Source organism: Sphingobium sp. DN12, from assembly GCF_051058005.1.
GTDB classification, from domain to species: domain Bacteria; phylum Pseudomonadota; class Alphaproteobacteria; order Sphingomonadales; family Sphingomonadaceae; genus Sphingobium; species Sphingobium yanoikuyae.
The window spans coordinates 1,457,499-1,483,918 of the sequence record NZ_CP173717.1; the positions used below are offsets into that span (position 1 = coordinate 1,457,499).

Sequence of the window (26,420 nt, forward strand, 5' to 3'; positions counted from 1 at the left end):
GGAGATATGAACGCATTGTTCCCCCTGCACGCGACGACGCGGGACATCATCGTGCATGTCGCCGTGACTTTCCTGCCCGAACAGTCGGAGCCGGACCGGGGGCGCTGGTTCTGGGCCTATCATATCCGGATCGAAAATCAGGGCGAACAGCCGGTGCAACTGCTGAGCCGTCACTGGATCATCACCGATGGGCGGGGCATTCAGCAGGAATTGGAGGGTGAAGGCGTGATCGGGGAACAGCCGGTGGTGCAACCGGGCAAAAGCTATGACTATGTGTCGGGCTGCCCGCTCAACACGGCGACGGGGTCGATGCGCGGCGCCTATACGATGATCGGTTCCGATGGCGAGACGTTCGAGGTGACCATTCCCCATTTCGCGCTGATCGCGCCGGCGGTGGCCGAATGAAGCGGACCCATTTGCCGCTCAACGGCCTGCGCGTGCTGGATGCCGCGGCGCGACACCTGTCCTTCACCCGCGCCGCCGACGAACTGGCGGTGACGCCGGCGGCGGTCGGTCAGCAGATCCGCGCGCTGGAGGATATGCTGGGCGTGGTGCTGTTTCGCCGCACGCCCAAGGGGCTGGAACTGACGCCCGAGACCGAAGCGGGGCTGGAAGCGCTGCGTGCCGGTTTCCTGGAGTTCGAGGAAGCGGTGCGGGCGATGCAGGCGGGCCAGTCCAGTTCGTCGCTGACGATCGCGGCGCCGCGCGACATCACCGCCAAATGGCTGCAGCCGCGCCTGGCCGCCTATGCCGCGAGCCAGCCCGGCCTGACCTTCTCATTGGTCGCTGCCGACGAGGCGCTGGACTTTACCGAGGCCAATCTGGACCTGGCGCTGCGCCTGACCGATGGTGCGGGCGAGCATGAGGGCATCAAGATCGGCGAAACCGCCTTCGTCACCGTGGAAGCGGCGGCGGGCGGGCCGGAGCAGCGGATCGAATGGCCCGGCTGCCCCTCGGGCGACCTGCCTGCCGCGATCCGGGTGGCGGATGCGGGGCTGGCGATCGAGGCGGCGGCGAACGGCTTTGGCCGGGCGAGTGTGCCGCTGTTGCTGGCGCAGGCGGATATCGAGAATGGACGGGTGCGCAAGGTGGGCGATGCCCTGCCGACGATGCTCAGCTACTGGCTGATCGCCCCGCTGCCGCAATGGCGCCAGAAGAAGGTCAAGGCGCTGGTCGAGGCGCTCACGGCCTGACCCGGCGGGGCCAGGAAAATAGGATTTGGTCCGCTTAACTTCGCATATTTCCCGCGCATTTTGACATTAAATGTCCAACTGGTGATGGATTGTTGCGAGCGTCGTCCATGTCCCATCGGGCATGTATAGAGGATCGGCGGCGTGTAGGACAGGCGCCGGACCGGGCGATCAGTCGGCGAGCAGGTTGAGCGCGCGCGTCATCAGCATGACGAAGCGGCCTTCGTCGACGCGGGCGACCGGATCATTCCAGGCGCCGCTGACTGCGTAATATTGGCCGTCCTGCGCCTGCACCAGGAAGTTCATCGCAATGACGCCGGGTTCGCTGCCGCCCTTATAGCCGAAATAGCGCCAGCGTTTCGCGTTGGCGGGGGCGATGCCCGGATTGACCGCCATGATCGAGAGGGCGTCGCCGCCGTTGCGGCGCAGCCAGTCGAGTTGGGCGATTTCCTCCTGCGGGCTGGCGAACCATTCGAGCGTGTCGATCGCCACCGGATTTTCCGACACGGTGCCGACATCGACATGGGCGGCGGTCAGCCGGGTGGCGGCATCCCGCAACAGGGCGCGGCGATCGGCGATGGTCCCGGCCTCATAGCGGCGGCGCAATTCGGCATTGGCCGGCATCTTGAGGGCAAAGGCCTCGGCCGTGGTCAGCATCGGCAGGCTGCGGGGATCGGCTATGCCGAAGCGCTGGCGCATGGCATCGACCTTGTCGCGGCCCAGGCCCAGCAGCAACGTGTCCGACGCGCTATTGTCGCTTTCGGCGATCATCGCGGTCGCCAGGCTGTGCAGCGTCATCGGCGCGTGATCGGGCCATGCCATCAGCCGGCCGGAAAAGCTTTTCGGGCCGAGCGGCATGACATCGCTCCAGCGCCGCTCGCCGGCCTGTACCGCACGCGCCAGTTCGGCCAGCACGGTCAGCTTGAAGGAGGAGCCGGTCGCCATCGGCTGGTCGGGATGGTGCGACTGGAGCAGGACGGGGCCGGCATCGGTCAGCCGGGCGATGGCGAAGCTGCTGCGACCCGGCAGGGCGGCGATGTCGCGCAGCACCGCGGCCATGCTGTCATCGGCCTGGCGGCTGCCGATGATGCGCAGGCCGACGACGCGGTTGGGCGGATCGGGCGCGATCACCAGCGTAATGGCGACGATCGCCCGTTCGTAGCGGACCTCCATCTGCCCGGCGGTTGCGCTCTGCTGGGTGAGCGCGCCAAGCGCGACCGGGCGGCCATGCTGGCGGCGCAGGTCGGCGGCGAGCGCGCGCCAGCGGTCGACCGGGATGGCGTCGATGAAGACGGGGGAGAAGAAGTCCGATTCGTTGCCGGGGCCGGCGAGGATGGTCACCAGTTGCGCGGCGCGCGCGCGAAAGGCGGGGGCAGGATCAGCCATGGCGCGACCCGGCAGCAGCGCCATCCCGATGAGGACAAGCGCGGCCGCCAGCAGCCTCATGCGTCAATCGCTTCCTCATCGACCGCTGCCGCATTTTCCTGAATGAAGGCGAAGCGATGGGCCGGGTTGGTGCCCATCAGCCGCTCGACCAGATCGCGCACCTGCTGCCGATCCTCGATATCGTCGGGCAGGGTGATGCGGATCAGGCTGCGGGTCTTGGGGTCCATGGTGGTCTCGCGCAACTGCATCGGGTTCATTTCGCCCAGCCCCTTGAAGCGGCTGATCTCGACCTTCTTGCCCTTGAACTCCTTGGCCATCATCGCCTCGCGCTGGGCATCGTCCATCGCATAGAGGCTCTTGCCGCCGGCAGTCAGGCGATAGAGCGGCGGCTGCGCCAGATAGAGATGGCCGCGCCGCACCAGCTCGGGCATTTCCTGGAAGAAGAAGGTCATCAGCAAAGTGGCGATATGGGCGCCGTCGACATCGGCGTCGGTCATGATGACGATGCGTTCGTAGCGCAGATTATCGGGGTTGCAATCCTTGCGCGTGCCGCAGCCCAGCGCCAGGATCATGTCGGCAATTTCCTGGTTTGCCAATATCTTGGCGGTGTTTGCTGAGGCGACGTTGAGGATCTTGCCGCGCAGGGGCAGGATCGCCTGCGTCTTGCGATCGCGAGCCTGCTTGGCCGATCCGCCGGCCGAGTCGCCTTCGACGAGAAAGATTTCAGCACCTTCCGGGTCGTCGTTCGAACAATCTGTGAGCTTGCCGGGCAGGCGCAGCTTGCGCGCGCTGGTGGCGGTCTTGCGCTTGACCTCCTTTTCCTGCTTGCGCTTGAGGCGCTCGTCCATGCGGTCGATGACATAGGCGAGCAGCGCCTTGCCCCGGTCCATATGGTCGGTCAGGAAATGGTCGAAATGGTCGCGCACGGCATTTTCGACCAGGCGCGCGGCGTCGGGGCTGGTCAGGCGATCCTTGGTCTGGCTCTGGAACTGGGGATCGCGGATGAAGACCGACAGCATGATTTCCGATGACGTCATGATGTCATCGGCGGTGATGTCCTTCGCCTTCTTCTGCCCCACCAGTTCGCCAAATGCGCGGATGCCCTTCACCAGTGCGGCGCGCAGGCCGTTTTCATGGGTGCCGCCATCGGGCGTCGGGATGGTGTTGCAATACCAGCTATAGCTGCCGTCGGACCAGAGCGGCCAGGCGACCGCCCATTCGACCCGGCCGGCTTCGCCCGGAAAATCCTGATTGCCCGAGAAGAATTGGGTGGTGGCGCATTCGCGGTCGCCCAGTTGCTCCTTCAGATGGTCGGCCAGGCCGCCGGGGAACTGGAACACCGCTTCGGGCGGGGTGTCGTCACCGATCAGTTCGGGCGCGCATTTCCAGCGTATCTCGACCCCGGCGAACAGATAGGCCTTGGACCGGGCGAGACGATAGAGCTTGGCCGGCTTGAATTTCTGCTCGCCGAAAATCTCGCTGTCGGGAATGAAGCTGACCGCGGTGCCGCGCCGGTTGGGGGCGGCGCCGACCTTTTCCAGGCCGCTGGTGGGCAGGCCCTGGCTGAAGCTCTGGCGGAACAGTTCCTTGTTGCGCGCGACCTCGACCACCGTCTTGATCGACAGGGCGTTGACGACGCTGATGCCCACGCCATGCAGGCCGCCCGAGGTGGCATAGGCCTTCCCCTCGAACTTGCCGCCCGAATGGAGCGTGGTGAGGATGACCTCCAGCGCCGACTTGCCGGGGAATTTCGGGTGGTCGTCCACCGGAATGCCGCGACCATTGTCGGTGATGGTCAACTTGTTGCCCGGTTCCAGGCTGATCTCGATCCGGGTGGCATGACCGGCCACCGCTTCGTCCATGCTGTTGTCGAGCACTTCGGAGGCGAGATGGTGAAAGGCGCGCTCGTCGATGCCGCCAATATACATGCCCGGACGGCGCCGGACCGGCTCCAGCCCTTCGAGCACTTCGATAGTAGAGGCGTCATAGCCCGGCGAGGTGGTGGACTGGGCGGAGGCGAACAGGTCTTCGGACATTCCGCCAAGCTATAGGCAGCCGGGCGTCGGGCGCAAGCGCTGCGCGCAAGCGATCGTCAGCAATCAATTGTTACAAGCCGTGGTGCAACAAATCGGCCGTCCGGTCGGTTGCCTCCATCAGGGTATATTCCCAAGGTCAGGCTGGAGAAATTCATGACATTCAAGCATTTTGCGCCGATCGGCGCCACGCTGGCGCTCGCCCTGGCGACGCCGGCAATGGCGCAGCAGGACAGCGGCAAGGTCGACTGGACCGGCCCCTATGTCGGCGGTTCCTTCGGCTATAACTGGTCGAAGGGCGATGGCGGCGAACATCTGCGCTTCGACACGGACGGGGACGGCAATTATGACAATGTCGTCACCACGGCGGCCGGGGCCAATGCCTTTTCGCCCGGCACCTGCGGCGGTTCGGCACGGGGCGCGACGCCGGCCAGCGGCTGCAATGGCGACAAGGATGCGATCGGCTGGATGGGCCATGTCGGCTATGACCGGCAGTTCGGCAATATCGTCGCGGGCATCGTCGGCGAAGCGGGCAAGGCCTATGTCAGCGACAGCGTGACCGAATATTCGAGCACGCCGGCCAGCTATACCATGACCCGGCGGATCGGCTGGAACGCCAATCTGCGCGCGCGGCTGGGCTATACCACCGATGGCGGCGTCATGCCCTACATCACCGGCGGCCTGGCCTATGCCAAGGTGAAGAATCATTTCGACACCAGCAACACCGCCAACAGCTTCACCGAATATGATCGCAAGGAAGATGCCTGGGGCTACACCATGGGCGGCGGTGTCGAAGCCAAGGTTGCGCAGAATTTCTCGATCGGCGCCCGCTATCTTTGGACCCGTTATAACACGGGCGACTATCGCGTCGATGTGGGGCAGGGCAGCGCGCCCGCGACCAACCCCTTCATCATCACGCCATCCGGCGGCACCAGCATCAACCGTGGCGACAAGTTCGACAATCAGAGCCTGATGGCGACCGCCAGCTTCCGCTTCTGATCCGCCGCAATGAAGGGGCCGGGGCGATGCTCCGGCCCTTTCCTCTTGTGATCTTTACCTGATCCCGCGCCCGACATAGCTTCCCGCCGACAGGATATGGCGGGAGGTCGAGAATATGGCGGCAGGTTTCAACCCCGATGCAGCGACCGCCGCCTATCTGGCGACACTGTCGCCGGCCCAGCATGAACGGGCGATCGCCTATACCCAGGGCGGGCATTGGCTGCTGCTTTGGGGCATGCTGGTGACACTGGTCGCCATGGCGCTGATCTGGCGCAGCGGCCTGCTGGTGCGGCTGGGGCGGCGGGTGCATGTGCGGCGCCCCAATCTGGCGGTGTTCCTGTCCGCCTTGCTCTTCTTCCTGCTCGACTGGCTGATCGAACTGCCCTGGTCCATCTATGCCAATTGGGGACGCGAGCGCAGCTATGGGCTGACCAACCAGGGTTTCGGCGGCTGGCTGGGCGAGGATATATTGTCGACTGCAATCAGCATTCCGCTGCTGGCGTTGCTGGCGGTTGCCATCTATGCGCTGATGCGCCGCACGCCGCGCTGGTGGTGGGCCTGGTCGGGGCTGGTGGTCGTGCTGGGCATCATCCTGATGGTGGTGATCGCGCCGGTGGCGATCGAGCCGCTGTTCAACAAATATACCCCCGCGCCAGCCGGGCCGACCCGCGATGCGGTGGTCGAACTGGCCCATCGTGCCGGCGTGCCGGGCGACAAAATCTATATCTATGACGGGTCGAAGCAGTCGGAACGCTATACTGCCAATGTCTCCGGCCTGTTCGGCACGGCGCGGGTGGCGATGAGCGACACCATGTTCAAGCGCGGCGCCGACCTGGCCGAGGTCCGCGGCGTGGTGGGCCATGAAATGGGCCATTATGCCGAACATCATGTGCTGTGGCTGGCCGGCGGCATGAGCCTGCTGGCGATGCTGCTCTTCTTCCTGGTCGACCGGCTCTATCCGGTCGCGGCGCGCTGGTTCGGCGCGGGCAGCGCGATCAGCGATCCGGCGCATATGCCAGTCGCCTGGGCGGTGGCGGCGGTGGTCGGGATATTCCTGGTGCCGCTGATGAACAGCATCAGCCGTTATGATGAAAATGCCGCCGACCGTTTCTCGCTCAAGGTCGCGCATGAGCCCGATGGCCTTGCCAAGGCGCTGGTCAAGACGATCGAATATCGCGCCTCATCGCCCTCGCGGCTGGAGGAAATCCTGTTCTACGACCATCCCAGCGTCGAACGGCGCATCCATGCCGCGATGGTCTGGAAGGCGGAAAATCCGCAACTGGTCGGCAAATAGGGGGCAAAAGAAAAGGCCGCCCGGTGGGGCGGCCTTCCTTGTCTCGTTTCGCTCAGCGGACCCGCGGGCCGCCGAAGGGCAGCGGCGGGGGCGGGCGGCGCGTGCCGCGCGGCAGCTGTGCCTGATAGGCGCGGCCGCAATGTTCGACGCAATAGGGGAAGCCGGGGTTCACCGCTTCGCCGCAGAAATGGAAGTCCGGCTCGCCCGGATGGCCCATCGGCCACTTGCAGATCCGCTCGGTCAGGTCGAGCAGGCTCGTCTTGCCGGCAATTTCGGCGCTCGGCTTGGCGGGTACCAGACGGCGCGGCGGTGCCGGCGGGATCGGGGCCTGCTGGTCACCGGGGCCCTGGCGCAGGAAGCCGCCGGGGCCGACCGACACGATGCGCGGCTGCGGCGCGGCAGGCGCGTCGCTGGGGGCAGCGGCGGCAGCCGGTGCGGCAGGCGCAGCCGGTGCAGCGACCGGGGCCGGACGCGGCGGCGGCGGCGGGGCAGCCACGGGCGCGGCGGCGCGGGGCGCTTCGGCTTCCGGGGCAGGGGCTGCCGGCTTGCGGGCGGGCGCGGCCTTCTTGGGCGCCTCGTTGGCCTTCACCGGGGACGGGCGCGACTGCAGGCCAAGGCGATGCGCCTTGCCGATCACCGCGTTACGGCTGACGCCGCCCAGTTCGTCCGCGATCTGGCTCGCGGTCAGGCCCTTTTCCCACATCGCCTTGAGCTGGTCGATACGTTCGTCGGTCCAGGACAATGAAAACTCCTCACAATCTGTGCTATGCGCCCTATATGGGGCATGCAGGCGCGACTTCCAACCGCGCAGAACGCCCTTGCGGCATAACGGACCAGCCGATAGTCGATCCCATCATGAACGACCAGCCCAAAATTGCAGCCGCCCATCCCGCACCCGTTCCCTTCCATGAACCGGGGGAGTTGGTGATCCGCAACGTCAATTGGGCCGGCATGCGCGCGCTCTACCGCAAGGAGGTGCGCCGTTTCATGAAGGTGCAGCTCCAGACGATCTGGGCGCCGGCTGTCACCACGCTGATGTTCCTGGTGATTTTCACCATCGCGCTGGGCGGGGCGAACCGTCAGGTGCTGGGCGTGCCCTTTGCCGATTTCATCGCGCCGGGCCTGATGATGATGGGCATGATGAACAATGCCTTTGCCAACAGTAGCTTCTCGCTGCTGGCGGGCAAGATGCAGGGGACGCTTATCGACTATCTGATGCCGCCGCTGTCGGTGGGCGAATTGCTGCTGGCGCTGGTCGGCGCGGCGGTGACGCGCGCGGTGGCGGTCGGTCTGGCGCTGTGGGGGGCGATGGCGCTGTGGCCCGGCGTGCATGTGACGCCGACGCATCTGTGGGCGGTGATCTGGTTCGGCCTGATGGGCGCCAGCCTGACCGCCTTCATCGGCGTGATGACGTCGATCTGGGCGGAAAAATTCGATCATGCCGCCGCCATCACCAATTTCGTGATCGGGCCGATGACCCTGTTGTCGGGCACCTTCTATTCGATCGACCGCCTGTCGCCGCTCTTCCGGGCGATCAGCCACGCCAACCCCTTCTTCTACGCCATTTCCGGCTTCCGCTATGGCTTCGTTGCGGCGGCGGATGGCAATGTGCTGGTCGGCAGCGTGGTGCTGCTGGCGCTCAATGCCGGGCTGGCGCTGCTCTGCTATGTGCTGCTGCGCAAGGGCTGGAAGCTCAAGGCCTGACGGCGTCAGGTAAGGGCCGCAAAGATCGGCACGGCCAGCATCGCGCCAAGGATCAGCATGGCTGCCAGCAGCCAGTGGCGCAGTCGGGGGAGGGCGCTGACGCCCTCCTCTTCCCATGGCCACATCAGGCGGCGCTGCCCTTTCCACCCACGCGGGTGACGGTGAAGCCCGCGGCTTCCGCTTCCGCGACAGGATAGATGTTGCGCAGGTCGACCAGCACCGGTGCGCTCATCGAGCTGGCCAGGCGCTTGAGATCCAGCGCGCGGAAGGCGTCCCATTCGGTCACCAGCACCAGCGCGTCGGCGCCGGAAGCGGCCTCATAGGCCGAACCGGCCATGGTGACGCCGGGCATCATCGGCGCGGCGACGTCCATGCCCTCGGGATCATAGGCGACGACCTTCGCGCCGGCATCCTCCAGCGCCTGCACGATCGCCAGGCTGGGCGCGTCGCGCATGTCGTCGGTATTGGGCTTGAAGGTGACGCCCAGCAGGGCGACGGTCTTGCCGCGCGCTTCACCGCCCAGCGCCTTCACGATCTTGCGGCCCATGGCGCGCTTGCGCAGGTCGTTCACCTGCACCACCGTTTCGACGATGCGGATCGGTGCATCATAATCCTGCCCGGTCTTGACCAGGGCCAGCGTATCCTTGGGGAAGCAGGAGCCGCCATAGCCCGGACCGGCATGCAGGAACTTGCTGCCGATCCGCTTGTCGAGGCCGATGCCGCGCGACACCTCCTGCACTTCGGCGCCGACCGCCTCGCACAGGTCCGCCATCTCGTTGATGAAGGTGATCTTGGTCGCCAGGAAGGCGTTGGCGGCATATTTGATCAGTTCGGCCGTGCGACGGCCGGTGAACATCAGCGGCGCCTGGTTGAGGTTCAGCGGGCGATAGACCTGGCTCATCACCGAAATGGCGCGTTCCGATCCGGTGGTGCCCACGACGACGCGGTCGGGACGCTTGAAGTCGCCGATCGCGGCGCCTTCGCGCAGGAATTCGGGGTTCGACACGACCTGGATGTCGAGGTCCGGGCGCAGTTCGCGCGCGATCCGCTCGACCTCGTCGCCGGTGCCGACCGGCACGGTCGACTTGGTGACGATGACCGCCGGGCCATCGAGGGATTCGACGATCTCCTTAGCGGCGGCATAGACATAGCTGAGGTCGGCATGGCCATCGCCCCGCCGCGAGGGGGTGCCGACGGCGATGAAGATGGCGTCGGCACCCTTCACGCCTTCGGGCAGGTCGGTGGTGAAGGTCAGGCGACCGGCGGCGGCGTTGGTGCCGACCAGCTGGTCGAGGCCGGGTTCGTAGATCGGCATCGTGCCGGCCTCGATCGCGGCGATCTTGCCCGCATCCTTGTCGACGCAGACGACATCATGGCCGAAATCCGCAAAGCAGGCCCCGGAGACGAGGCCGACATAGCCGGTGCCGATCATGGTGATTTTCATGAGTTGGTGGAACTCCAAACGGGAAGTGATTGGTTTGAGGCTCTAGCATAGTCATAACGCAATACAATTCGCGCCTTTGCGTAATTACCATGCTACCGTTTAGCGGCTGGTTACCCTTTTTTGCCAGGGAAGGCGCATCCGAACGAAAGGGCACAGAGTGAAAGTAGCGCTGGTATTTGGGACACGGCCGGAAGCGATCAAGCTGTTTCCGGTGATCCACGCGCTCAAGGCGCGTGCCGATATCGACACCCGCGTGATCGTGACGGCGCAGCATCGCGGCCTGCTGGACCAGGTGCTGGAGATTGCCGGCATCGTGCCCGACATCGATCTGGACGTCATGACGCCCAACCAGACGCTGGACGGACTGACCGCCAAGCTGATCGTCGCGCTGGGCGAGGCGTTCGACGCGGAAAAGCCCGACCGGGTGGTGGTCCATGGCGATACGCTGACGACGATGGTGGCGAGCCTGGCGGCCTATTATCGCAAGATCCCGGTCGCCCATGTCGAGGCCGGCCTGCGCAGTGGCGACATCCATCATCCCTGGCCCGAGGAGGTCAATCGCCGCGTCGTGGCGTGCATTGCCGACATGAATTTCGCGCCGACCCAGGCGGCGGCCGACGCACTGCTGCGGGAAAATCGCGACGCGGCCGGCATTCATGTCACGGGGAATACCGTGATCGACGCGCTGCTGGCGACGGTCGATCGGGTCCATGGCGAACCGGCGCTGGCCAGCGGCCTTGATGATCTGGCGGCGCGTTTCGCGGGCAAGCGGATCGTGGCCGTCACCAGCCACCGGCGCGAGAATTTCGGCGGCGGGATGGAGGCGATCGCCCGTTCCATCGCGGACATTGCCGCGCGGCCGGATGTCGCGGTGATCTTCCCTGTCCATCCCAATCCCAATGTCCGTCCGGTCATGGATGCGGTGCTGGGCGACCTGCCCAATGTCGCGATGATCGAACCGCTCGACTACCCCCATTTCGTCCGCCTGCTCGACCTGTGCCATCTGGTTCTGACCGACAGCGGTGGCGTGCAAGAAGAGGCGCCCTCGCTCGGCAAGCCGGTGCTGGTGATGCGCGAGACCACCGAACGGCCCGAAGGGGTGCAGGCGGGCACGGCGAAGCTGGTCGGCGCGGACCGGGAACGGATCGTGCGCGAGGTGCTGGCGCTGCTCGACGATGATGCCGCCTATCAGGCGATGGCCCGTGCCCATAACCCGTTCGGCGACGGCAAGGCGGCCGAGCGGATTGCCGATATCATTGCAGGAACGGCCGGCGCGGCGCATCTTGCCGCCTGACATTACCGGAATCTTCAACATTTCCGGGCAATGTCGCTCCGAATTTTGGTGAATGAAGGATTATCTCCCCCATGCCCGTCGACAGCAAGCAGAAGGTTTCCGTCATTGGCCTGGGCTATATCGGCCTGCCGACTGCGGCGCTGATCGCGCGCGGCGGGGCGCAGGTCGTCGGTGTCGATGTCAGCGCCCATGTGGTCGAGACGGTCAATTCGGGCCGGGTCCATATTGAGGAAGTCGATCTGGACGGCCTGGTGCAGGGCGTCGTGGCACGCGGTAATCTGCGCGCATCGCTTAGCGTCGAGGCCAGCGACGTCTTCATCATCGCCGTGCCGACCCCGGTGGCCGAGGACCGCGCGCCCGACATCTCCTATGTGCTGCAGGCGGCGCGGACCGTCGCACCGGTGCTGAAGAACGGCGATACGGTGATCCTAGAATCCACCTCGCCGGTCGGCACGACCGAGGCGATGCGCGACCTGATCGCCGAACTGCGCCCCGACCTCAGGATGCCGGCGCCCGGCGTCGCGGGCGACATCGCCATCGCCTATTGCCCCGAGCGGGTGCTGCCCGGCCGCATCCTGGTCGAGCTGATCGACAATGATCGCTGCATCGGCGGCATCACGCCGCGTTGCGCGCGCAAGGCGCTGGGCTTCTATCGCCAGTTCGTGCGCGGCGCCTGCATCACCACCACGGCGCGCGCGGCCGAGATGGTGAAGCTGGTGGAAAACAGCTTCCGCGACGTCAACATCGCCTTCGCCAATGAATTGTCGGTGATTGCCGACCGCATGGACATCGACGTGTGGGAGGTGATCCGCCTGGCCAACCGCCATCCGCGCGTCAACATCCTCCAGCCGGGGCCGGGCGTTGGCGGGCATTGCATCGCCGTCGATCCCTGGTTCATCGTCCACGGCGACCCGGAAAATGCCCGCATCATCCGCACCGCGCGCGAAGTGAATGACGGCAAGACCGATTATGTCGTGGCCAAGTCTTCGGACATGATCGACGCCTTTGCCGGCGAGGATGTCGCCTGCCTCGGCCTCGCCTTCAAGCCGAACATCGACGATTTCCGCGAAAGCCCGGCGGTCAAGGTCGCCAGCCGGCTCGCCCGCCGCTACGGCAAGCGGGTCAAGCTGGTCGAACCCTATGCCCAGGATCTGCCGATGGAGTTCGCCGGCACCGGCGCCGAACTGATCGATCTCGATACGGCTCTGGAACAATGCGGCGTGTTCATCATTCTTGTCGATCATGACATGTTCAAATCCGTTCCCGTCGACGAACGTGCCGGCAAGGCCGTCTATGACACGCGCGGCATCTGGCCCGACCAGCCGCGTCGTCAGCCCGAGCCAGCCGCGCAGCGCATCGCGGTCTGATCGTCGGCCGGGCGGTTCGTCCTGCCCCCCGCGCGGTTGCCATGACGGTGCCGCGTCGCTAACCCCCGAGCCGAGCGGCCCTTTTGCGGGCCGCACCCGGTTCGCAATGGGGTGTTGATGCGCATGAAGCGCCAGATTTTGGGGCACTATGGCAAGGGGATGAGGGGCGGCGCCGTCGCGGCAGCGGCGATGTTGCTCGCCGGCTGCTCGACCGTGGAGGATGCCCCGCGCGGCGAGGCCGCCTATGCGTTGATGCCTGCGCCCGCCGCGGTGGGCCGCGACTATGTCATCAGCCCCGACGATGTGCTGCGCGTCCAGGTCTATCATGAGCCCGACCTGTCGCTGGAGGATGCGCGGGTCAGCGCGGCGGGCATGGTCCGCATGCCGCTGGTCGGCGATGTGTCGATTGGCGGGCTGACCGCCGGCGAGGCGTCGGACGTGATCGCCGGTAGGCTGGGCGAGCGCTATCTGGTGTCGCCGCAGGTGACGGTGTTCGTGAAGCAGGCGGTCGGTCGCCGCATCACCGTCGATGGCGAGGTGCGCGAGCCCGGCCTGTTCCCGATCGAAGGACGGATCGGCCTCATCCAGGCGGTAGCGCTGGCCCATGGCCCGACCCGGCTGGCGAGCCTGGGGCAGGTGGTGGTGGTCCGCACCGTCGAGGGGCAGCGCCAGGCCGCGACATTCGACCTGGGCGCCATCCGCAAGGGCGAAGCGCCCGATCCTGAAATATTGCCCGGCGATCTGGTGATCGTCGGCCTGTCGCGCGCCAAGGCTATCCTTGGCGGCGCGCTGATCGCCATTCCCGCCGTCGCGACCGGCTTCATCGCCATAGACGGAGGCAATTGATGGTGTCCCGGATCATCGAACTGGAACAGCGTCAGGCTGGCGAGGAGGATCGCACCACCCGCTTTGTCGAGAGCGCGCGCGGCACATGGACCGTGGTGCGGCGGCACCGCGTCATCCTGTTCGTCACCATGGCGCTCTGCGTGCTGGCGGGCGTCATCTATATCCTGCTGTCGACGCCCGACTATCGCGCGACCGCCTCGGTCGAGGTGGAGGATGTGCCGGCGGGGGCCGCCGGCGCCGGCGCGATGCAGAAGCCGGTCAGCGCGGCCGACACCGAAAGCATGATGCAGACCGAGCTGGAAGTGCTGCGCAGCCGGGCACTGGCCGAGGATGTCGCGCGCGATCTGGCGCTGGTCGGCAGCCCGGTCTTCTTCCAGGGCATGGATGCGCGCCGGCCGGCACAGGGGCAGGGCAGCCTGACCCAGCGCCAGGTCGAGCATGAGCAGGTCATCAAGCTGCTGCGCGACAATCTGCAGGTCGAATTGCCGGGCAAGTCGCGGGTATTGCGCATCAGCTTCGTCAGCGCCGATCCGGCCTTGTCGGCGCGGGTGGCGAACAGCTATGCCGACAGCCTGATCCGGGCGGACCTGAAGCGCGGCTTTGAATCCGGCGTGCAGGCGCGTCGTTTCCTGCTGGGCGAGCTGGATGGCGCGCGCAAGGATCTGGAACGGGCCGAGCGCGATCTGGCGGTCTATGCCTCGCGCACCGGCGCGGTGCCGGCCGAGGCGGCTACGGACGAGGACAAGAAGAGCGACGGCAAGGAGGCAAAGCCGGAGGCCGCGCCGGTGCCGGAAGGGTCGACCGCAGCGCGTCTGGCGCAGCTCAACGCCTTCCGGGCGCAGGCGGTCGCCGACCGCATCGCCGCGCAGAAGCGCTGGGAAAGCGCGAAGGCGGCGAGCGCCGAGACGCTGCCCGAGGTGCTGGGCAATGGCGCCATGCAGCAATTGATGGCGGAGCGGGCGCAGGCGCGCGCGGCACTGGTCGAGGAACGGCAGTTCCGCAAGGATGCCCACCCCGAAATGCGCGAGGCGCGGGCGCGGCTCGCGGCGCTCGACGATCAGGCCGAGACCATGGCCAACACGATCCGCGCGTCGCTGCGCCAGGAATATGAGGTCGCGGCGCATGGCGAGAAGCAGATCGCTTCGGAAATCGCCGCGCTGGAAGGCGATGCACGGGTCGAGCGCGGCCGCGACATGCAGATGAGCATGATGAGCCGGTCGGTCGAAACCTATCGCCTGCTGCATGACAGTCTGTTGCAGCGTTATCGCGACATGGCGTCGCAGGCGGGTTTCCAGGCCGGCCGCATCCAGCCGCTCGACCGGGCGGCGGTGCCGACCACGCCCTTTGCCCCCCATGCCGGACAGATCATGCTGGTCGCGCTGCTCGGCGGCATGCTGCTGGGCCTGCTGCTGATCGCGGCGCGGCACATGTTCGACGATGCGGTGACGTCGGCCGATACGCTGGCGGAGCGGGTCGACCTGCCGCTGCTCGGCGCAGTGCCGACCACGGGCGACCAGCCGAGCGCGCCCGACATCTTCGCGCCGATCGCGGCGTCGTTGCAATTGGCATCGGTCGCCGGCCTGCCGCGCTCCATCCTGGTTACCAGTGCGCAGGAGGAGGAAGGCAAGTCGCTGACCGTCAACGCGCTGGCTCGCGCGCTGGCGCGGCTGGACAAGAAGGTGCTGGTGATCGACGCCGACATGCGCCGGCCGGTGCAGCACAGCCTGTTCCGGGTGACCGCGACGCGCGGCATCAGCGAGGTGCTGACCGGGCAGGGCAAGGTCGAGGATCTGATCCTCGACAGCGGTGTCGCGGGCGTATCACTGCTGCCCTGTGGCGCGGTGCCGCCCAATCCGGCGGAATTGCTCTCCACCCCGGCGCTCGACGCGCTGCTGGGCGCGGTGCGCGACCGCTATGACACGGTGCTGATCGATGCGCCGCCGATCCTGGGCATGTCCGACGCGCAACTGCTCGCCGCCAAGGTGCAGGTGACGCTGCTGGTGGTCGAATGGGGCCGCAACCATCATGGCGGCCTGCGGGTGGCAGTGGAACGACTGCGCCGGGCCGGCGGCTCGATCGTTGGCGCCGTGCTGACCAAGGCGCATGGCCGGGCCTATGACTATGACTATCACCGGGGCGGCTAGAGCCTGATCGTTTAGGGCGCCTTGGCGGGCGCGCACGCAACCTTGTGGAGGCTGTAGCTGGCGAAGGGCTTTTCGGCATTTGCCTCATCCCGCGCGACGATGCTCCATGTCAGTTGCGTGCCTTTGATGCGCCAACGGTTGACGAAGGTCGCGTCGGGATAGGCATAGCCGATGTCGAAGCCATCGGGCTGGCTTTCGCCTTCGCCAAGGGCGGTGAAGGCGCCGCCGAAACTGTCGGCCCAGAAACCGATGATCGGATGGGATTTTTTGGTGCCGCCGAAGATCAGATGCGCGGCGTAGCGATCCTTGGGATCGGCCAGGGCGCTGCTTTCCACATCGAGTGCGAGCATGGCGTCAAGCGTGATGGGCTGACTGCGGATGGACACGCTGACCGGCTTGCCCATCACGCTGCCTTCGCCTTCCCGGCAGCCATTTAGCGCAAGGACCGCTTCGGGAACCGCGATCGTGCCGGGTTCGGCGGCTTGAGCGACCGTCGGCAATAGCGGCAAGGCCATCAGCTGCGCGCGCGATTTGCCGATCATTGATCCCCCTTGGTCAGTGTCCATCTGGTGTAGAACAAAGGGGGGGTGATGCAAGTCAGGACCGATGCCGGCATAGCCGCAGCCGGACAAAAAAGCCCGCCGCGCTTGTGCGTGACGGGCCTTTCATCTCGTCTTCGATCCGATCAGGCGCGGGCGAGAAGGCCCTCGACCAGGCCGGCGAACAGGTGCTGGCCGTCGGTGTTGCCATGGGCCGGTTCGATCACGCGCTCGGGGTGGGGCATCATGCCCAGCACATTGCCGGCTTCGTTGAGGACGCCGGCGATGTTGCGGGCCGAGCCGTTGATGTTCTGGGCGTAGCGGAGCGCGACGCGGCCTTCGCCTTCCAGCCGATCGAGCGTGGCGTCGTCGGCGAAATAATTGCCGTCATGATGGGCGACCGGGAAGCTGATCGCTTCGCCGGCGGCATAGCGGCTGGTGAAGGCGCTCTGGGCGTTCTCGACGGTCAGGGCGACGTCGCGGCAGACGAAATGACCGCCGGCGTTGCGCAGCAGCGCGCCGGGCAGCAGACCGCTTTCGGTCAGCACCTGGAAGCCGTTGCAGATGCCCAGGACGAAGGCGCCACGGTCAGCGGCGCGGGCGACGGCCTGCATCACCGGCGAGCGGGCGGCCATCGCGCCGGAGCGCAGATAGTCGCCATAGGAAAAGCCGCCGGGTACGCCGATCAGGTCGATGTCGTCGGGCAGTTCGGTATCGCGATGCCACACCATGGTGGGCTTGGAACCGGTCGCAGCCTCGAACGCCACCGCCAGGTCGCGGTCGCAATTGCTGCCCGGAAAGACGATGACGGCGCTCTTCATGGCTCAGGCGACCTTTTCGATGCGGTAGTTTTCGATGACCGTGTTGGCCAGCAGCTTGCGGCACATGGCGTCGATATCCTCGTCGCTGGTGCCATCGGCCAGGTCCAGCTCGATGAGCTTGCCGGCGCGCACATCATTGACGCCGCCAAAGCCCAGGCCTTCGAGCGCGTGATGGATCGCACGGCCCTGCGGATCGAGGACGCCGCCCTTGAGAGTGACGAAGATGCGGGCTTTCATGAGGTGCAAACTCCTTGGCATGCCGCCCGCCGATGCGGGGGGATGAACTTTGCCGCTCCCCCTAGGCGCGGCGCGGCGCGCAGGCAAGAGATTATGACTTTCTTAGGAAGCTGAGGATAATCTGACGGCAGCGTTTTTACAGGGATATGGTGCATGTCCGGTCTGGCACTGGCAATGTTTGTGGGGCTTTTTGCCTGGGGGCAGCAAATTGTGGGCTATGATGACCCGCATGGGCGGGTCCAGCTCGCTTTGTTTGCAACCTTCTGCTTCGGCCTGCTGGTGGGCTATCGCGCCAAGTCCGCCTGAGGATCATGGGCGATAGCGGCTGGGCGAGACGCCCAGTGTTCGCTTGAACATGGTCGAGAAATTGGCCGGCCCGTCATAGCCCAGATCCAGCGCGATCGTCGTGATCGGTTCGCCCGCCGCCAGTCTGGGCAGGGCCGCCGACAGGCAGGCCTGCTGCCGCCATTGCGCGAAGCTCATCCCCGTTTCCTGCCGGAACAGCCGGGTAAAGCGGCGCCGGTTCATCGCCAGCGCGTCGGCCCATTGGTCGATCGTCACATGCGCATCGGGGCGTTCGACAAAGGCGTGGCAGCGCGCGGCAAGCGCGGCATGGCGCGGGAAGGGCACGGCGAGCGGGATCAGCGGCGCCCGCTCGATCTCCGCCACCAGCAGCCGCATGACCAGGCCATCGCGCGCCGCTTCCGCATATTCGACCGGAACATGGGCGGCCTCCACCAGCAACTGGCGCAGCAGCGGCGACACGCCGAGCACCCGGCAGGACCGGGCCAGGCCGGGATAGACGGCCTGGTCGACCAGCACGCTGCGCGTCTGCACCGCGCCGACCATCCGCACCGCATGGGGCGTGCCGCCCGGAATCCAGACGGCCCGCTCGGGTGGGGCGACCCAGGCGCCCTGCGGCGTGCTGACCGCGACCACGCCGGACGCGGCATAGAGCAATTGCCCGCGCCGATGCTGATGTTCGGCCAGTTCGAAGGAGGGCGGATAATCATTGCCGATGCCGACCACCGGCCGGGGCACATGCTCATGATCGTCCGGGTGCCGCTGGTCCATGATTGTCCCGATCGCAAAAGAGATTGGCCCATATGCGGAAGCGGGACGAGAAGGGAAGCGCTAATCGGTCCGGCCTCAGAAAGGAACCGACAATGAAAGAGATAAGGATAGAAAAGGCAGGCGCACAATTGGCAGCGGGCGGCACGGCATTTGGCGTGATCGTGGCGATCAGCTTCTGCCATCTGCTCAACGACATGATGCAGTCGCTGCTTCCCGCCATCTATCCGGGCCTCAAGAGCGAGCTACATCTGAGCTTCGGCCAGATCGGCATGGTGACCCTAGTCTATCAGATCACGGCATCGATCCTGCAGCCGATGATCGGCCTCTATGCCGACAAGCGGCCGACGCCGATGGCGCTGCCGGGCGGCACGCTCTTCTCGCTGGCGGGGCTGACCGTGCTGTCGATCGCGCACAGCTATGGGCTGGTGCTGGTCGGCGCGGCGCTGCTGGGCGTCGGTTCCTCGGTCTTCCATCCCGAATCCTCCCGAGTGGCGCGGATGGCGGCCGGCGGTCGCCATGGTCTGGCCCAGTCGCTGTTCCAGGTCGGCGGCAATGCGGGGCAGGCGCTGGGGCCGCTGGCGGCGGCGCTGGTTGTGGTGCGCTGGGGGCAGTCGAGCCTGGCCTTCTTCGCGCTGCTGGCGCTGCTGTCGGGCGCGGTGCTGTGGAATGTCGCCAACTGGTATCGCCATCATGGCCTCAGCCGGTTGCAGGTCGGCGGCGCCGGCGCGCTGCATGTCGAACTGCCGCGCGGCCATGCGGCGCGGGGCATTGCGATCCTGCTGGCGCTGATCTTCTCCAAATATGTCTATCTCGCCAGCCTGACCAGCTATTACACCTTCTACCTGATCCAGCGTTTCGACCTGTCGGTGCAGAATGCGCAGCTCCATCTGTTCGCCTTCCTGGCCGCGGTGGCGGTCGGCACGGTCGCTGGCGGCCCGCTGGGCGACCGGTTCGGGCGCAAATATGTGATCTGGTTCTCGATCCTGGGGGCGCTGCCCTTCACTCTGGCGCTGCCCTATGCGGGGCTGTTCTGGAGCGGGCCGCTGACCGTCATCACCGGCCTGATCCTTGCCTCCGCCTTCCCCGCGATCGTCGTCTTCGCGCAGGAACTGGTGCCGGGCAAGGTCGGCATGATCTCGGGCCTGTTCTTCGGCTTCTCCTTCGGCATGGGCGGACTGGGCGCGGCCGGACTGGGCTGGCTGGCGGACCATAGCAGCATAGAGATGGTGTTCAGGGTCTGCGTCTTCCTGCCGGCGATGGGCCTGCTCACCGCCTTCCTGCCCAATCTGGGACGCGAGCGGAACTGAATGTCACGGGCGGGGCGGCCCAGGTCGCCCCGCTTATTCTCTTTGCCGGCAACTGCTTATAAGGCTGGGGCATGAGTCCCGACCTTCTCTATCTCGCCTGCGCCATCATCGCCGTCATCATATCGGGGCTCGCCAAGGGCGGCTTTGCCGGTGTCGGGGCGCTGGCCATGCCGATCATGGCGCTGGGCGTCGATCCGGTGCGCGGCGCGGCGATCCTGCTGCCGATCCTGATCCTGCAGGATGCGGTCAGCGTCTGGGCCTTCCGCCGCAGCTGGGACGGGCATATCCTGGCGGTGATGCTGCCCGGCATGGCGATCGGCGTCGGGCTGGGCTACTGGTTCGCGGCGCAGGTTTCCGAAACAGCGGTGCTGGGCGCGCTTGGCGCCATTTCCACCCTGTTCGGGCTGCAGCGGCTCTGGGTGGAGCGGGGCGGGGCGATCGTCCTGCCCTCAACCTCGCCCGGCTGGGTCGGCACCTTGTTCGGCGTCGCGAGCGGCTTCACCAGCCAGATCGCCCATGCCGGATCGCCGCCCTTCCAGATGTGGGTGCTGCCCAAGAAGCTGCCGCGCGACATGCTGGTCGGCACCACGGCTGTCGCCTTCGCTGTCATGAACTGGATGAAGGTGCCGGCCTATGCCGCGCTGGGCCAGTTCACCCATGCCAATCTGATGGCGACGGCGCTGCTGGTGCCGGTGGCGGTGGTCTCGACCTTCGCCGGCGTCTGGCTGGTCCGGCGGGTCGATGCTGCGCGCTTCTACACGCTCATCTATGTGCTGATGGTGCTGCTGGGGCTCAAGCTGATGGCGGATGCGCTGATCGGTTGAGAGGCTGTCTCGAAATGCGCGAAAGAGCGCATTTCGGAAGCGGCACCAGCCCACCCCCCCCACCCGACCGCCCACAGAGTGTATCCTGAATGGGAGGTCGGGTGGGGGCGTGGGCCGGTGCAGGCGCGCCAAAGGCGCATAACAAAAAGGCCGGCGCTGCGGCCGGCCTTTTCGTAGATCAGTCCTTCTCGCGCTTCTTGCGATGCGTGTCGAGGTCGAGGACGGTGGTGTCCAGCCCTTCGGGCAGCAGGCCCAGGCGGCGCGCCACTTCCTGATATGCTTCGACTTCACCGCCGAGGTCGCGACGGAAGCGATCCTTGTCCAGCTTCTCGTTGGTCGCCATGTCCCACAGGCGGCAGCCATCGGGGCTGATCTCGTCGGCCAGGATGATGCGGCTGTAATCGCCGTCATAGAGGCGGCCGAATTCCAGCTTGAAGTCGATCAGGCGGATGCCGATGCCGGCGAACAGGCCGCACATGAAGTCGTTGATGCGGATCGCCATGTCGGCAATGTCGTGCATCTCTTCCTGCGTGGCCCAGCCGAAGCAGGCGATATGCTCTTCGGAGATCAGCGGGTCGCCCAGCGCATCATCCTTGTAGCAATATTCGATCAGCGTGCGGGGCAGCTGGGTGCCTTCCTCGATGCCGAGCTTCTTCGACAGCGAACCGGCGGCGACATTGCGTACCACGACTTCGATCGGCACGATCTCGACCTGGCGGACCAGCTGTTCGCGCATGTTGAGGCGGCGGATGAAGTGGGTCGGCACGCCGATCTGGCCGAGCAGGGTGAAGATATGCTCGGAAATCCGGTTGTTGAGCACGCCCTTGCCGGAAATCGTGCCCTTCTTCTGGGCATTGAAGGCGGTCGCATCATCCTTGAAATATTGGATGATCGTGCCGGGCTCGGGGCCTTCGTAAAGGATCTTTGCCTTGCCTTCGTAGATCTGGCGGCGACGGGCCATGCGCGTTCCTGTCTTTTTCTTACAAAAGATTTTGCCCCGGCAAACGCGAATCGGAAAGGATCAGCGGGTGCCGGGGCTGCTTGGGCAGGCCCATAGAGCAATATAGGCGGGGGTGCAATTGTTCCTCCCCGCAAGCGGCGAGGGGGACCGCCGCGTAGCGGTGGTGGAGGGGGTGCGCCACGACGCACCGTCCCTCCGTCATCGCTGCGCGATGCCACCTCCCCGCAAGCGGGGAGGATTACGCCCCCTTCATCTTCCGATATTCGTCGAACAGGCCAAGGAAGCGGTCAATGTCCGTCTTGCTGAGGAAATAGGGGGTAGCGAGGCGCAGCTTGCTGGGGTTGCCGCCGCGAATGCGCACCTTGTGATTTTTCCAGAGCCAGTCCTGCAATTCCATCCGCTGCACCGGCGGCACGTTGACGGTCGCGATCGCGCAGCGCAGCGCCGGATCGGGCGAGGTCCAGTCCTGCGCGCCGCGCTTCACCATTTCGGCATGGATATAGTCGGCGAGCATGCGGTTGCGCGCCTCGATCCGCTCCATGCCGATACTGTTGGCGAAGCCGATCGCGGCGTTGAGGCCCATCAAGGTCGGGATGCAGGAGGAACCGATCTGCATATAACGGTCCGCCATGCGGGTCGGGTCGTCATAGCCGCCGGTCGCGATCGTGTTCCAGACCCGGTCCATCACGCTTCTGTCGCGCAGATAGAGGAAGCCGGTGCCTTTGGTCGCGAACAGCCATTTGTGCATCGACCCGGTATAGAGGTCGCAGCCGATATCGTTGAGGTCGACCTTCATCATGCCCGGCGCATGGGCACCGTCGAAGGCGGAGATGATCCCCTTCGACCGGGCGAGCGCGGCGATCTCCTTGGCCGGCAGCACCACGCCGGTCGATGTGCTGATATGGCTGACGAAGATGATCCGGGTTTTCGGCGTGATTGCGTCACTGATGCGGTTGAGGATCTCGGCCGCGTTCTTCGCCGGCTTGGGCATGGCGAATTTCTTGACCACCACGCCATAGCGGCGCGACCGCAGCATCCAGGGCATTTCGCCCGATCCATGTTCCTCGTCGGATATCAGCACCTCGTCGCCCGGCTTCATGTCGAAGCCATTGGCGATATAGCTGTTGGCCTCGGTGCAGTTGCGCAGGATCGCCATCTGCTCGACCTTCGCGCCCATGAAGTCGGCAAAGGGCTTGCGATACTGATCCCAGGCGCCATAGCCCCAGATCGGATAATCCTCCGACCCCTCCTGGGTCATCTGCTCGGTCGTCTCGAACCCGTCGAAGATCGCCTTCAATACCGGGCGCGGCGAGGAGCCGACGGTGCCGACATTGAGGTTCACGACATCGGCCGGGATCAGGAACTGTTTGCGCAGCGCCGCCCAATAGGCATCTTCATTCTTCGCATGGAGATCGGCGGGCGGCAGCGGCACGCTGGTCAGCGCTTGCGCCCCGATCGGCGCGGCGAGCGAGGCGGCAGCGGCGCTGCCCAGGAAGGAACGGCGATCGAGCATGGACATCCCCCATTTGGCGCTCCCGAAGCCGGAGCGGCATCATGTCTGCCGCTGGTTCAACGAGGCGCAAGGGGAAATCCGCAGGGGATGCGCTACAGCACGTCGCCGAACATGAACCAGATCAGCGCCAGCCAGGCGATCAGGCCGATGCTGCCAATGATCACGCCGGATTTGGCACTGATGGCGGCCCACAGGCCGCGCGGTTCGTCATCATCTTCGCTATGCATGGCACCGGCCTAGCGGGACCGGTGCCTGATCTCAATCATTCGGTCGCCGGTTCCGGTTCGGCCTCCGGCTCTTCCTGGCGGGTGGCCGCCAACCGATCGGTGAAGGCGCTGCGCCACCAGCTGATATCCTGCTGCTCGACGCTGTCCATCATCGCCCGCCAGCGCCGCTTGCGCTCGTCGAGCGGCATGGCCAGCGCCCGGTCGATCGCGTCGGACATCTCTTCGGGGCTATAGGGGTTGATGAGCAGCGCGTCCTTCAGCTGCATCGCTGCGCCGGCAAAGCGGGACAGGATCAGGACGCCGGGATCGTCCGGGTTCTGGGCCGCGACATATTCCTTGGCGACCAGGTTCATGCCGTCGCGCAGCGGCGTCACCAGGCCGATCCGGGCGGAGCGATAGATGCCGGCCAGCTTGTCGCGCGGATAGCCCTGGTTGACGTATCGGATCGGTGTCCAGTCGACATCGCTATATTCGCCGTTGATCCGCCCGGCGAGCGAGTCCAGCGTGGCGCGGATCTGCTGATAGCTTTCTACCTCGCCGCGTGAGGGCGGGGCGATCTGCGCCAGCACGACGCGGCGATGATGTTCGGCATGATCCTTCAGGAAGCGGGCGTAACCGTTGAACCGTTCTTCCAGACCCTTGCTATAGTCGAGCCGGTCGACGCCGACGATCAGCGAGCGATCCTGCAGCGAGGCGCGGACCTGGCGGTGCATCTCCACCGCCGCGTCGCTGGCGGCGGCCTGCTTGAACTCCTCGGCATTGATGCCGATCGGGCAGGCGACGGCCTGGATGGTGCGACCGCCGACGGTGACGAAATCGCCATCGACGGTGCCGCCCATCTCGCGCTCGACATAATGGCGGAAGGATTCCAGCCATTCCTCGGTATGGAAGCCGATCACGTCATAGGCGAAGAGGGTGCTGACCAGCTTGGTATGGTGGGGCAGGGATACCAGCAGGCGGGTCGGCGGCCAGGGAATGTGCAGGAAGAAGCCCATCCGGTTCTGATGGCCCCGATCACGCAGCATCTGGCCCAGCGGGATCATGTGATAATCCTGCACCCAGATAATGTCTTCCGGTTCGATCAGCGGGCTGGCGGTGTCGGCGAAGCGCTGGTTGACGCGGTTGTATCCGCCCTCGAAATCGCGGGCATATTCGGCCAGGTCGATGCGGTAATGGAAGAGCGGCCACAGCGTCTTGTTGGCATAACCATTATAATATTCGTCGACATCCTGTTCTTCCAGGTCGATCGTCGCGGTCTTTACCCCGTCATCATCGGCAAAGCCGATATGGCCGGTGAAATTGTCGGTCGTGCCACCCGACCAGCCGACCCAGATGCCGCGGCTTTCGCGCAGCGCCTGCGCCAGCGCCACGGCAAGGCCACCCTGATTGGCGGCGCCATTGGGGCGACTGACCCGGTTGGAAATGACTATCAGACGGCTCATCGCATCACGCTCCACGGTTTGCTCAGCAAGACGGCGCAGTTGATGATGCCGACCAACGAATAGGTTTGCGGGTAATTTCCCCAGAGTTCCCCATTATGGGGATCGATATCTTCGGACAGCAGGCCGGCGGCGGTGCGGCGGGACAGCATCTCCTCGAACAGTTCGCGTGCCTCCTCAGTCCGGCCGGTGCGGTGCAGCGCCTCGATCAGCCAGAAGGTGCAGACATTGAAGGCGGTCACTGGCTCGCCGAAATCGTCCGGCGCGCTGTAGCGCAGCATGTCGTTGCCGCGGCGCAGGTCCTTTTCCAGTGCTTCGAGCGTGCCGGTGAACATCGGATCGTCGGCGGTCAGGAAGCGCAGGTCGAGCAGTTGCAGCAAAGACGCGTCGCGCGCGTCATCCTCGAAATTGGCGGAGATCGCCTTGCTGTCGGCGCGCCAGGCGGATTCGAGGATGCGGGCGCGCATGGTTTCGGCGCGATTTTCCCAATGGGCGGCGCGCAGCGGCAGGTCGAGTGCGGTGGCGGCATGCGCCAGCCGGTCGCACGCGGCCCAGCACATGACGGCGCTATAGCTGTGGACATGGGCGCGGGTGCGCAATTCCCAAAGGCCGGCGTCGGGCTGATCGTAGACCTGCCAAGCGCGCTCGCCCACCGCCTCCAGCGCCTCGAAATCGGCATGGCCGGCCATGCGCAGCAGGCGCCGGTCGATGAAGCCCTGGACCGAGGACAGGACGATCTGGCCATAGGCGTCATGCTGGATCTGTTCATAGGCGGCATTGCCGACCCGTACCGGCCCCATGCCGCGATAGCCGGGCAGATGCGCGGCCTCCCATTCATGCAGCGTCGCATTGCCGCGCACGTCGTAGAGCGGCTGGATATGGCCGCCCTTGGCGCCGTCGACGATGTTGCGCAGATAGACGAGATAGGTTTCCAGCACGTCGAGGGCGCCGAGCCGGTTCAGCGCCTCGACCGTATAATAGGCGTCGCGCACCCAGCAGTAGCGATAGTCCCAGTTGCGGCCGCTGTCGGCATGTTCGGGGATGGAGGTGGTGAGCGCGGCGACGATCGCGCCGGTTTCCTCATGCTGGCAGAGCTTGAGCGTGATGGCGGAACGGATCACCGCCTCCTGCCATTCGGGCGGGATGGCGAGGCCCCGCACCCAGAGCTGCCATTCGAGGATGGTGTCGTCCAGCATGCGCTCGATCGCCGGGCGCAGCGCGTCGGAAAATCCCTCGTCCGGCCCCATGAAGAAATGCATGTCCGATTCCAGCCGGAACCAGCTTTCCTGGGCAATGAGGCCGATCGGCGCGTTGGTCGATATCCGCATCGCCATGTAGGACAGGACCATGCGGATATGGTTGGAGCCGTAGGTGACCGGGACATTTTCCTTGCCCCAGCTTGTCGTGGGGCGCAGGCGGACGCGGATGCGCGGGCTGCCGGCGGCGGGCCGCACGATGCGCGCGAAGGCGACCGGGCGATACATGCGGCCCTTATGCTTGTGGCGCGGGCAGAAATCGAAAATCTCGATCGCATTGCCCTGGCCGTCGCTCTGGCGGGTGACCAGGATCGGCGTGTTGCGGATATAATGCTGTTCGACCGCGACGCAATTTTCCAGCTCGATCGCCCAGAAGCCACGCGCTTCCTTGCTGTCCCAATGCTTGTTGTCGAGCAGGGCGGAAAAGACGGGGTCGCCGTCGACCCGCGGCACGCAGGCCCAGACCATGCGCCCGGCGCGGTCGATCAGGGCGGATGCCTGGCAGTTTCCGATCGGCCAGA

25 protein-coding genes are annotated in these 26,420 nt (G+C 65.7%); 12 read left to right on the forward strand and 13 right to left on the reverse strand.

The features are described from left to right. Window positions 1–6 precede the first annotated feature (6 nt). Together apaG and ACI6S0_RS06970 are read left to right on the forward strand one after the other, a co-directional pair. Window positions 7–405, forward strand: a complete 399-nt coding sequence (gene apaG, locus ACI6S0_RS06965) for a Co2+/Mg2+ efflux protein ApaG (protein ID WP_004207375.1) — start codon at window positions 7–9, stop codon at window positions 403–405. After that, the gene (locus ACI6S0_RS06970; protein WP_004207374.1) at window positions 402–1,193 is read left to right on the forward strand and encodes a LysR family transcriptional regulator; all 792 of its coding nucleotides are present in this window, start codon (window positions 402–404) and stop codon (window positions 1,191–1,193) included. The genes apaG and ACI6S0_RS06970 overlap by 4 nt, the downstream gene beginning before the upstream one ends. Before the next feature lie 168 nt (window positions 1,194–1,361). On the opposite strand, the gene ACI6S0_RS06975 is transcribed toward ACI6S0_RS06970, so the two are convergent. After that, entirely contained in the window at window positions 1,362–2,636 is a 1,275-nt protein-coding gene (locus tag ACI6S0_RS06975) for a serine hydrolase (RefSeq protein ID WP_434405312.1), read from the reverse strand. Beyond that, window positions 2,633–4,612: a DNA topoisomerase IV subunit B gene (parE, locus tag ACI6S0_RS06980; RefSeq protein WP_004207372.1), complete on the reverse strand. Its 1,980-nt coding sequence runs from the start codon at window positions 4,610–4,612 to the stop codon at window positions 2,633–2,635. Before parE ends, ACI6S0_RS06975 begins: the two co-directional genes overlap by 4 nt. Window positions 4,613–4,765: 153 nt before the next feature. Here parE and ACI6S0_RS06985 point away from each other — a divergent pair, with 153 nt between their 5' ends. Further along, complete coding sequence (locus ACI6S0_RS06985; RefSeq protein WP_037512020.1) at window positions 4,766–5,608, forward strand: outer membrane protein; 843 nt, start codon at window positions 4,766–4,768, stop codon at window positions 5,606–5,608. Between the two features lie 115 nt (window positions 5,609–5,723). Beyond that, entirely contained in the window at window positions 5,724–6,902 is a 1,179-nt protein-coding gene (locus ACI6S0_RS06990; protein ID WP_434405313.1) for a M48 family metalloprotease, read from the forward strand. Between the two features lie 52 nt (window positions 6,903–6,954). Here ACI6S0_RS06990 and ACI6S0_RS06995 read toward each other — a convergent pair whose 3' ends face one another. Further along, on the reverse strand, window positions 6,955–7,644 hold the full coding sequence (locus ACI6S0_RS06995) for a GcrA family cell cycle regulator (protein WP_037519632.1): 690 nt from the start codon (window positions 7,642–7,644) through the stop codon (window positions 6,955–6,957). 113 nt (window positions 7,645–7,757) lie between these two features. On the opposite strand from ACI6S0_RS06995, the gene ACI6S0_RS07000 reads away from it, so the two are divergent. Beyond that, window positions 7,758–8,606, forward strand: coding sequence for an ABC transporter permease (locus tag ACI6S0_RS07000; protein ID WP_004207367.1), 849 nt, complete (start codon window positions 7,758–7,760; stop codon window positions 8,604–8,606). Window positions 8,607–8,730: 124 nt separating this feature from the next. Here the strand turns inward: ACI6S0_RS07000 and ACI6S0_RS07005 are convergent, their stop codons facing one another. After that, a complete protein-coding gene (locus tag ACI6S0_RS07005; protein ID WP_434405314.1) occupies window positions 8,731–10,050 on the reverse strand; it encodes a UDP-glucose dehydrogenase family protein in 1,320 nt (439 codons plus the stop codon). A 157-nt stretch (window positions 10,051–10,207) separates the two neighbouring features. On the opposite strand from ACI6S0_RS07005, the gene wecB reads away from it, so the two are divergent. The 4 genes from wecB to ACI6S0_RS07025 all read left to right on the forward strand — a co-directional run bounded on the left by wecB (window position 10,208) and on the right by ACI6S0_RS07025 (window position 15,701). Continuing rightward, window positions 10,208–11,344 carry a non-hydrolyzing UDP-N-acetylglucosamine 2-epimerase gene (gene wecB, locus ACI6S0_RS07010; RefSeq protein ID WP_434405315.1) on the forward strand — a complete coding sequence of 379 codons (1,137 nt, stop codon included), beginning with the start codon at window positions 10,208–10,210 and terminating at the stop codon, window positions 11,342–11,344. Window positions 11,345–11,415: 71 nt separating this feature from the next. Then, complete coding sequence (gene wecC, locus ACI6S0_RS07015) at window positions 11,416–12,711, forward strand: UDP-N-acetyl-D-mannosamine dehydrogenase (RefSeq protein WP_004207363.1); 1,296 nt, start codon at window positions 11,416–11,418, stop codon at window positions 12,709–12,711. 117 nt (window positions 12,712–12,828) lie between these two features. Continuing rightward, window positions 12,829–13,557, forward strand: a complete 729-nt coding sequence (locus ACI6S0_RS07020; RefSeq protein WP_099232221.1) for a polysaccharide biosynthesis/export family protein — start codon at window positions 12,829–12,831, stop codon at window positions 13,555–13,557. After that, window positions 13,557–15,701, forward strand: coding sequence for a GumC family protein (locus tag ACI6S0_RS07025; RefSeq protein WP_434405316.1), 2,145 nt, complete (start codon window positions 13,557–13,559; stop codon window positions 15,699–15,701). The genes ACI6S0_RS07020 and ACI6S0_RS07025 overlap by 1 nt, the downstream gene beginning before the upstream one ends. Window positions 15,702–15,712: 11 nt before the next feature. Here the strand turns inward: ACI6S0_RS07025 and ACI6S0_RS07030 are convergent, their stop codons facing one another. The 3 genes from ACI6S0_RS07030 to purS all read right to left on the reverse strand — a co-directional run bounded on the left by ACI6S0_RS07030 (window position 15,713) and on the right by purS (window position 17,298). After that, a complete protein-coding gene (locus ACI6S0_RS07030) occupies window positions 15,713–16,243 on the reverse strand; it encodes a hypothetical protein (RefSeq protein ID WP_434405317.1) in 531 nt (176 codons plus the stop codon). 143 nt (window positions 16,244–16,386) lie between these two features. Then, the gene (gene purQ, locus ACI6S0_RS07035) at window positions 16,387–17,061 is read right to left on the reverse strand and encodes a phosphoribosylformylglycinamidine synthase subunit PurQ (RefSeq protein ID WP_434405318.1); all 675 of its coding nucleotides are present in this window, start codon (window positions 17,059–17,061) and stop codon (window positions 16,387–16,389) included. Window positions 17,062–17,064: 3 nt separating this feature from the next. Further along, window positions 17,065–17,298, reverse strand: a complete 234-nt coding sequence (gene purS, locus ACI6S0_RS07040; protein ID WP_004207358.1) for a phosphoribosylformylglycinamidine synthase subunit PurS — start codon at window positions 17,296–17,298, stop codon at window positions 17,065–17,067. 153 nt (window positions 17,299–17,451) lie between these two features. Here purS and ACI6S0_RS07045 point away from each other — a divergent pair, with 153 nt between their 5' ends. Continuing rightward, a complete protein-coding gene (locus ACI6S0_RS07045) occupies window positions 17,452–17,604 on the forward strand; it encodes a hypothetical protein (RefSeq protein ID WP_004207357.1) in 153 nt (50 codons plus the stop codon). Between the two features lie 3 nt (window positions 17,605–17,607). On the opposite strand, the gene ACI6S0_RS07050 is transcribed toward ACI6S0_RS07045, so the two are convergent. Beyond that, window positions 17,608–18,372, reverse strand: a complete 765-nt coding sequence (locus ACI6S0_RS07050) for an AraC family transcriptional regulator (protein WP_434405319.1) — start codon at window positions 18,370–18,372, stop codon at window positions 17,608–17,610. A 92-nt stretch (window positions 18,373–18,464) separates the two neighbouring features. Here ACI6S0_RS07050 and ACI6S0_RS07055 point away from each other — a divergent pair, with 92 nt between their 5' ends. Further along, a complete protein-coding gene (locus tag ACI6S0_RS07055) occupies window positions 18,465–19,679 on the forward strand; it encodes an MFS transporter (protein WP_434405320.1) in 1,215 nt (404 codons plus the stop codon). A gap of 71 nt (window positions 19,680–19,750) precedes the next feature. After that, window positions 19,751–20,503, forward strand: coding sequence for a sulfite exporter TauE/SafE family protein (locus tag ACI6S0_RS07060; protein WP_313335324.1), 753 nt, complete (start codon window positions 19,751–19,753; stop codon window positions 20,501–20,503). A 178-nt stretch (window positions 20,504–20,681) separates the two neighbouring features. Here ACI6S0_RS07060 and purC read toward each other — a convergent pair whose 3' ends face one another. The 5 genes from purC to ACI6S0_RS07085 form a co-directional block, all read right to left on the reverse strand. Beyond that, window positions 20,682–21,464 (reverse strand): phosphoribosylaminoimidazolesuccinocarboxamide synthase, encoded by a 783-nt coding sequence (gene purC, locus ACI6S0_RS07065; RefSeq protein WP_004207352.1) that lies wholly within the window; start codon window positions 21,462–21,464, stop codon window positions 20,682–20,684. A 238-nt stretch (window positions 21,465–21,702) separates the two neighbouring features. Continuing rightward, window positions 21,703–22,977, reverse strand: coding sequence for an aminotransferase class V-fold PLP-dependent enzyme (locus ACI6S0_RS07070; protein WP_434405321.1), 1,275 nt, complete (start codon window positions 22,975–22,977; stop codon window positions 21,703–21,705). A 92-nt stretch (window positions 22,978–23,069) separates the two neighbouring features. Further along, entirely contained in the window at window positions 23,070–23,204 is a 135-nt protein-coding gene (locus tag ACI6S0_RS07075; RefSeq protein ID WP_004207350.1) for a hypothetical protein, read from the reverse strand. 35 nt (window positions 23,205–23,239) lie between these two features. Next, on the reverse strand, window positions 23,240–24,646 hold the full coding sequence (otsA, locus tag ACI6S0_RS07080; RefSeq protein ID WP_004207349.1) for an alpha,alpha-trehalose-phosphate synthase (UDP-forming): 1,407 nt from the start codon (window positions 24,644–24,646) through the stop codon (window positions 23,240–23,242). Further along, on the reverse strand, window positions 24,643–26,412 hold the full coding sequence (locus tag ACI6S0_RS07085; protein ID WP_434405909.1) for a glycoside hydrolase family 15 protein: 1,770 nt from the start codon (window positions 26,410–26,412) through the stop codon (window positions 24,643–24,645). The genes otsA and ACI6S0_RS07085 overlap by 4 nt, the downstream gene beginning before the upstream one ends. Between the last annotated feature and the right edge of the window lie 8 nt (window positions 26,413–26,420).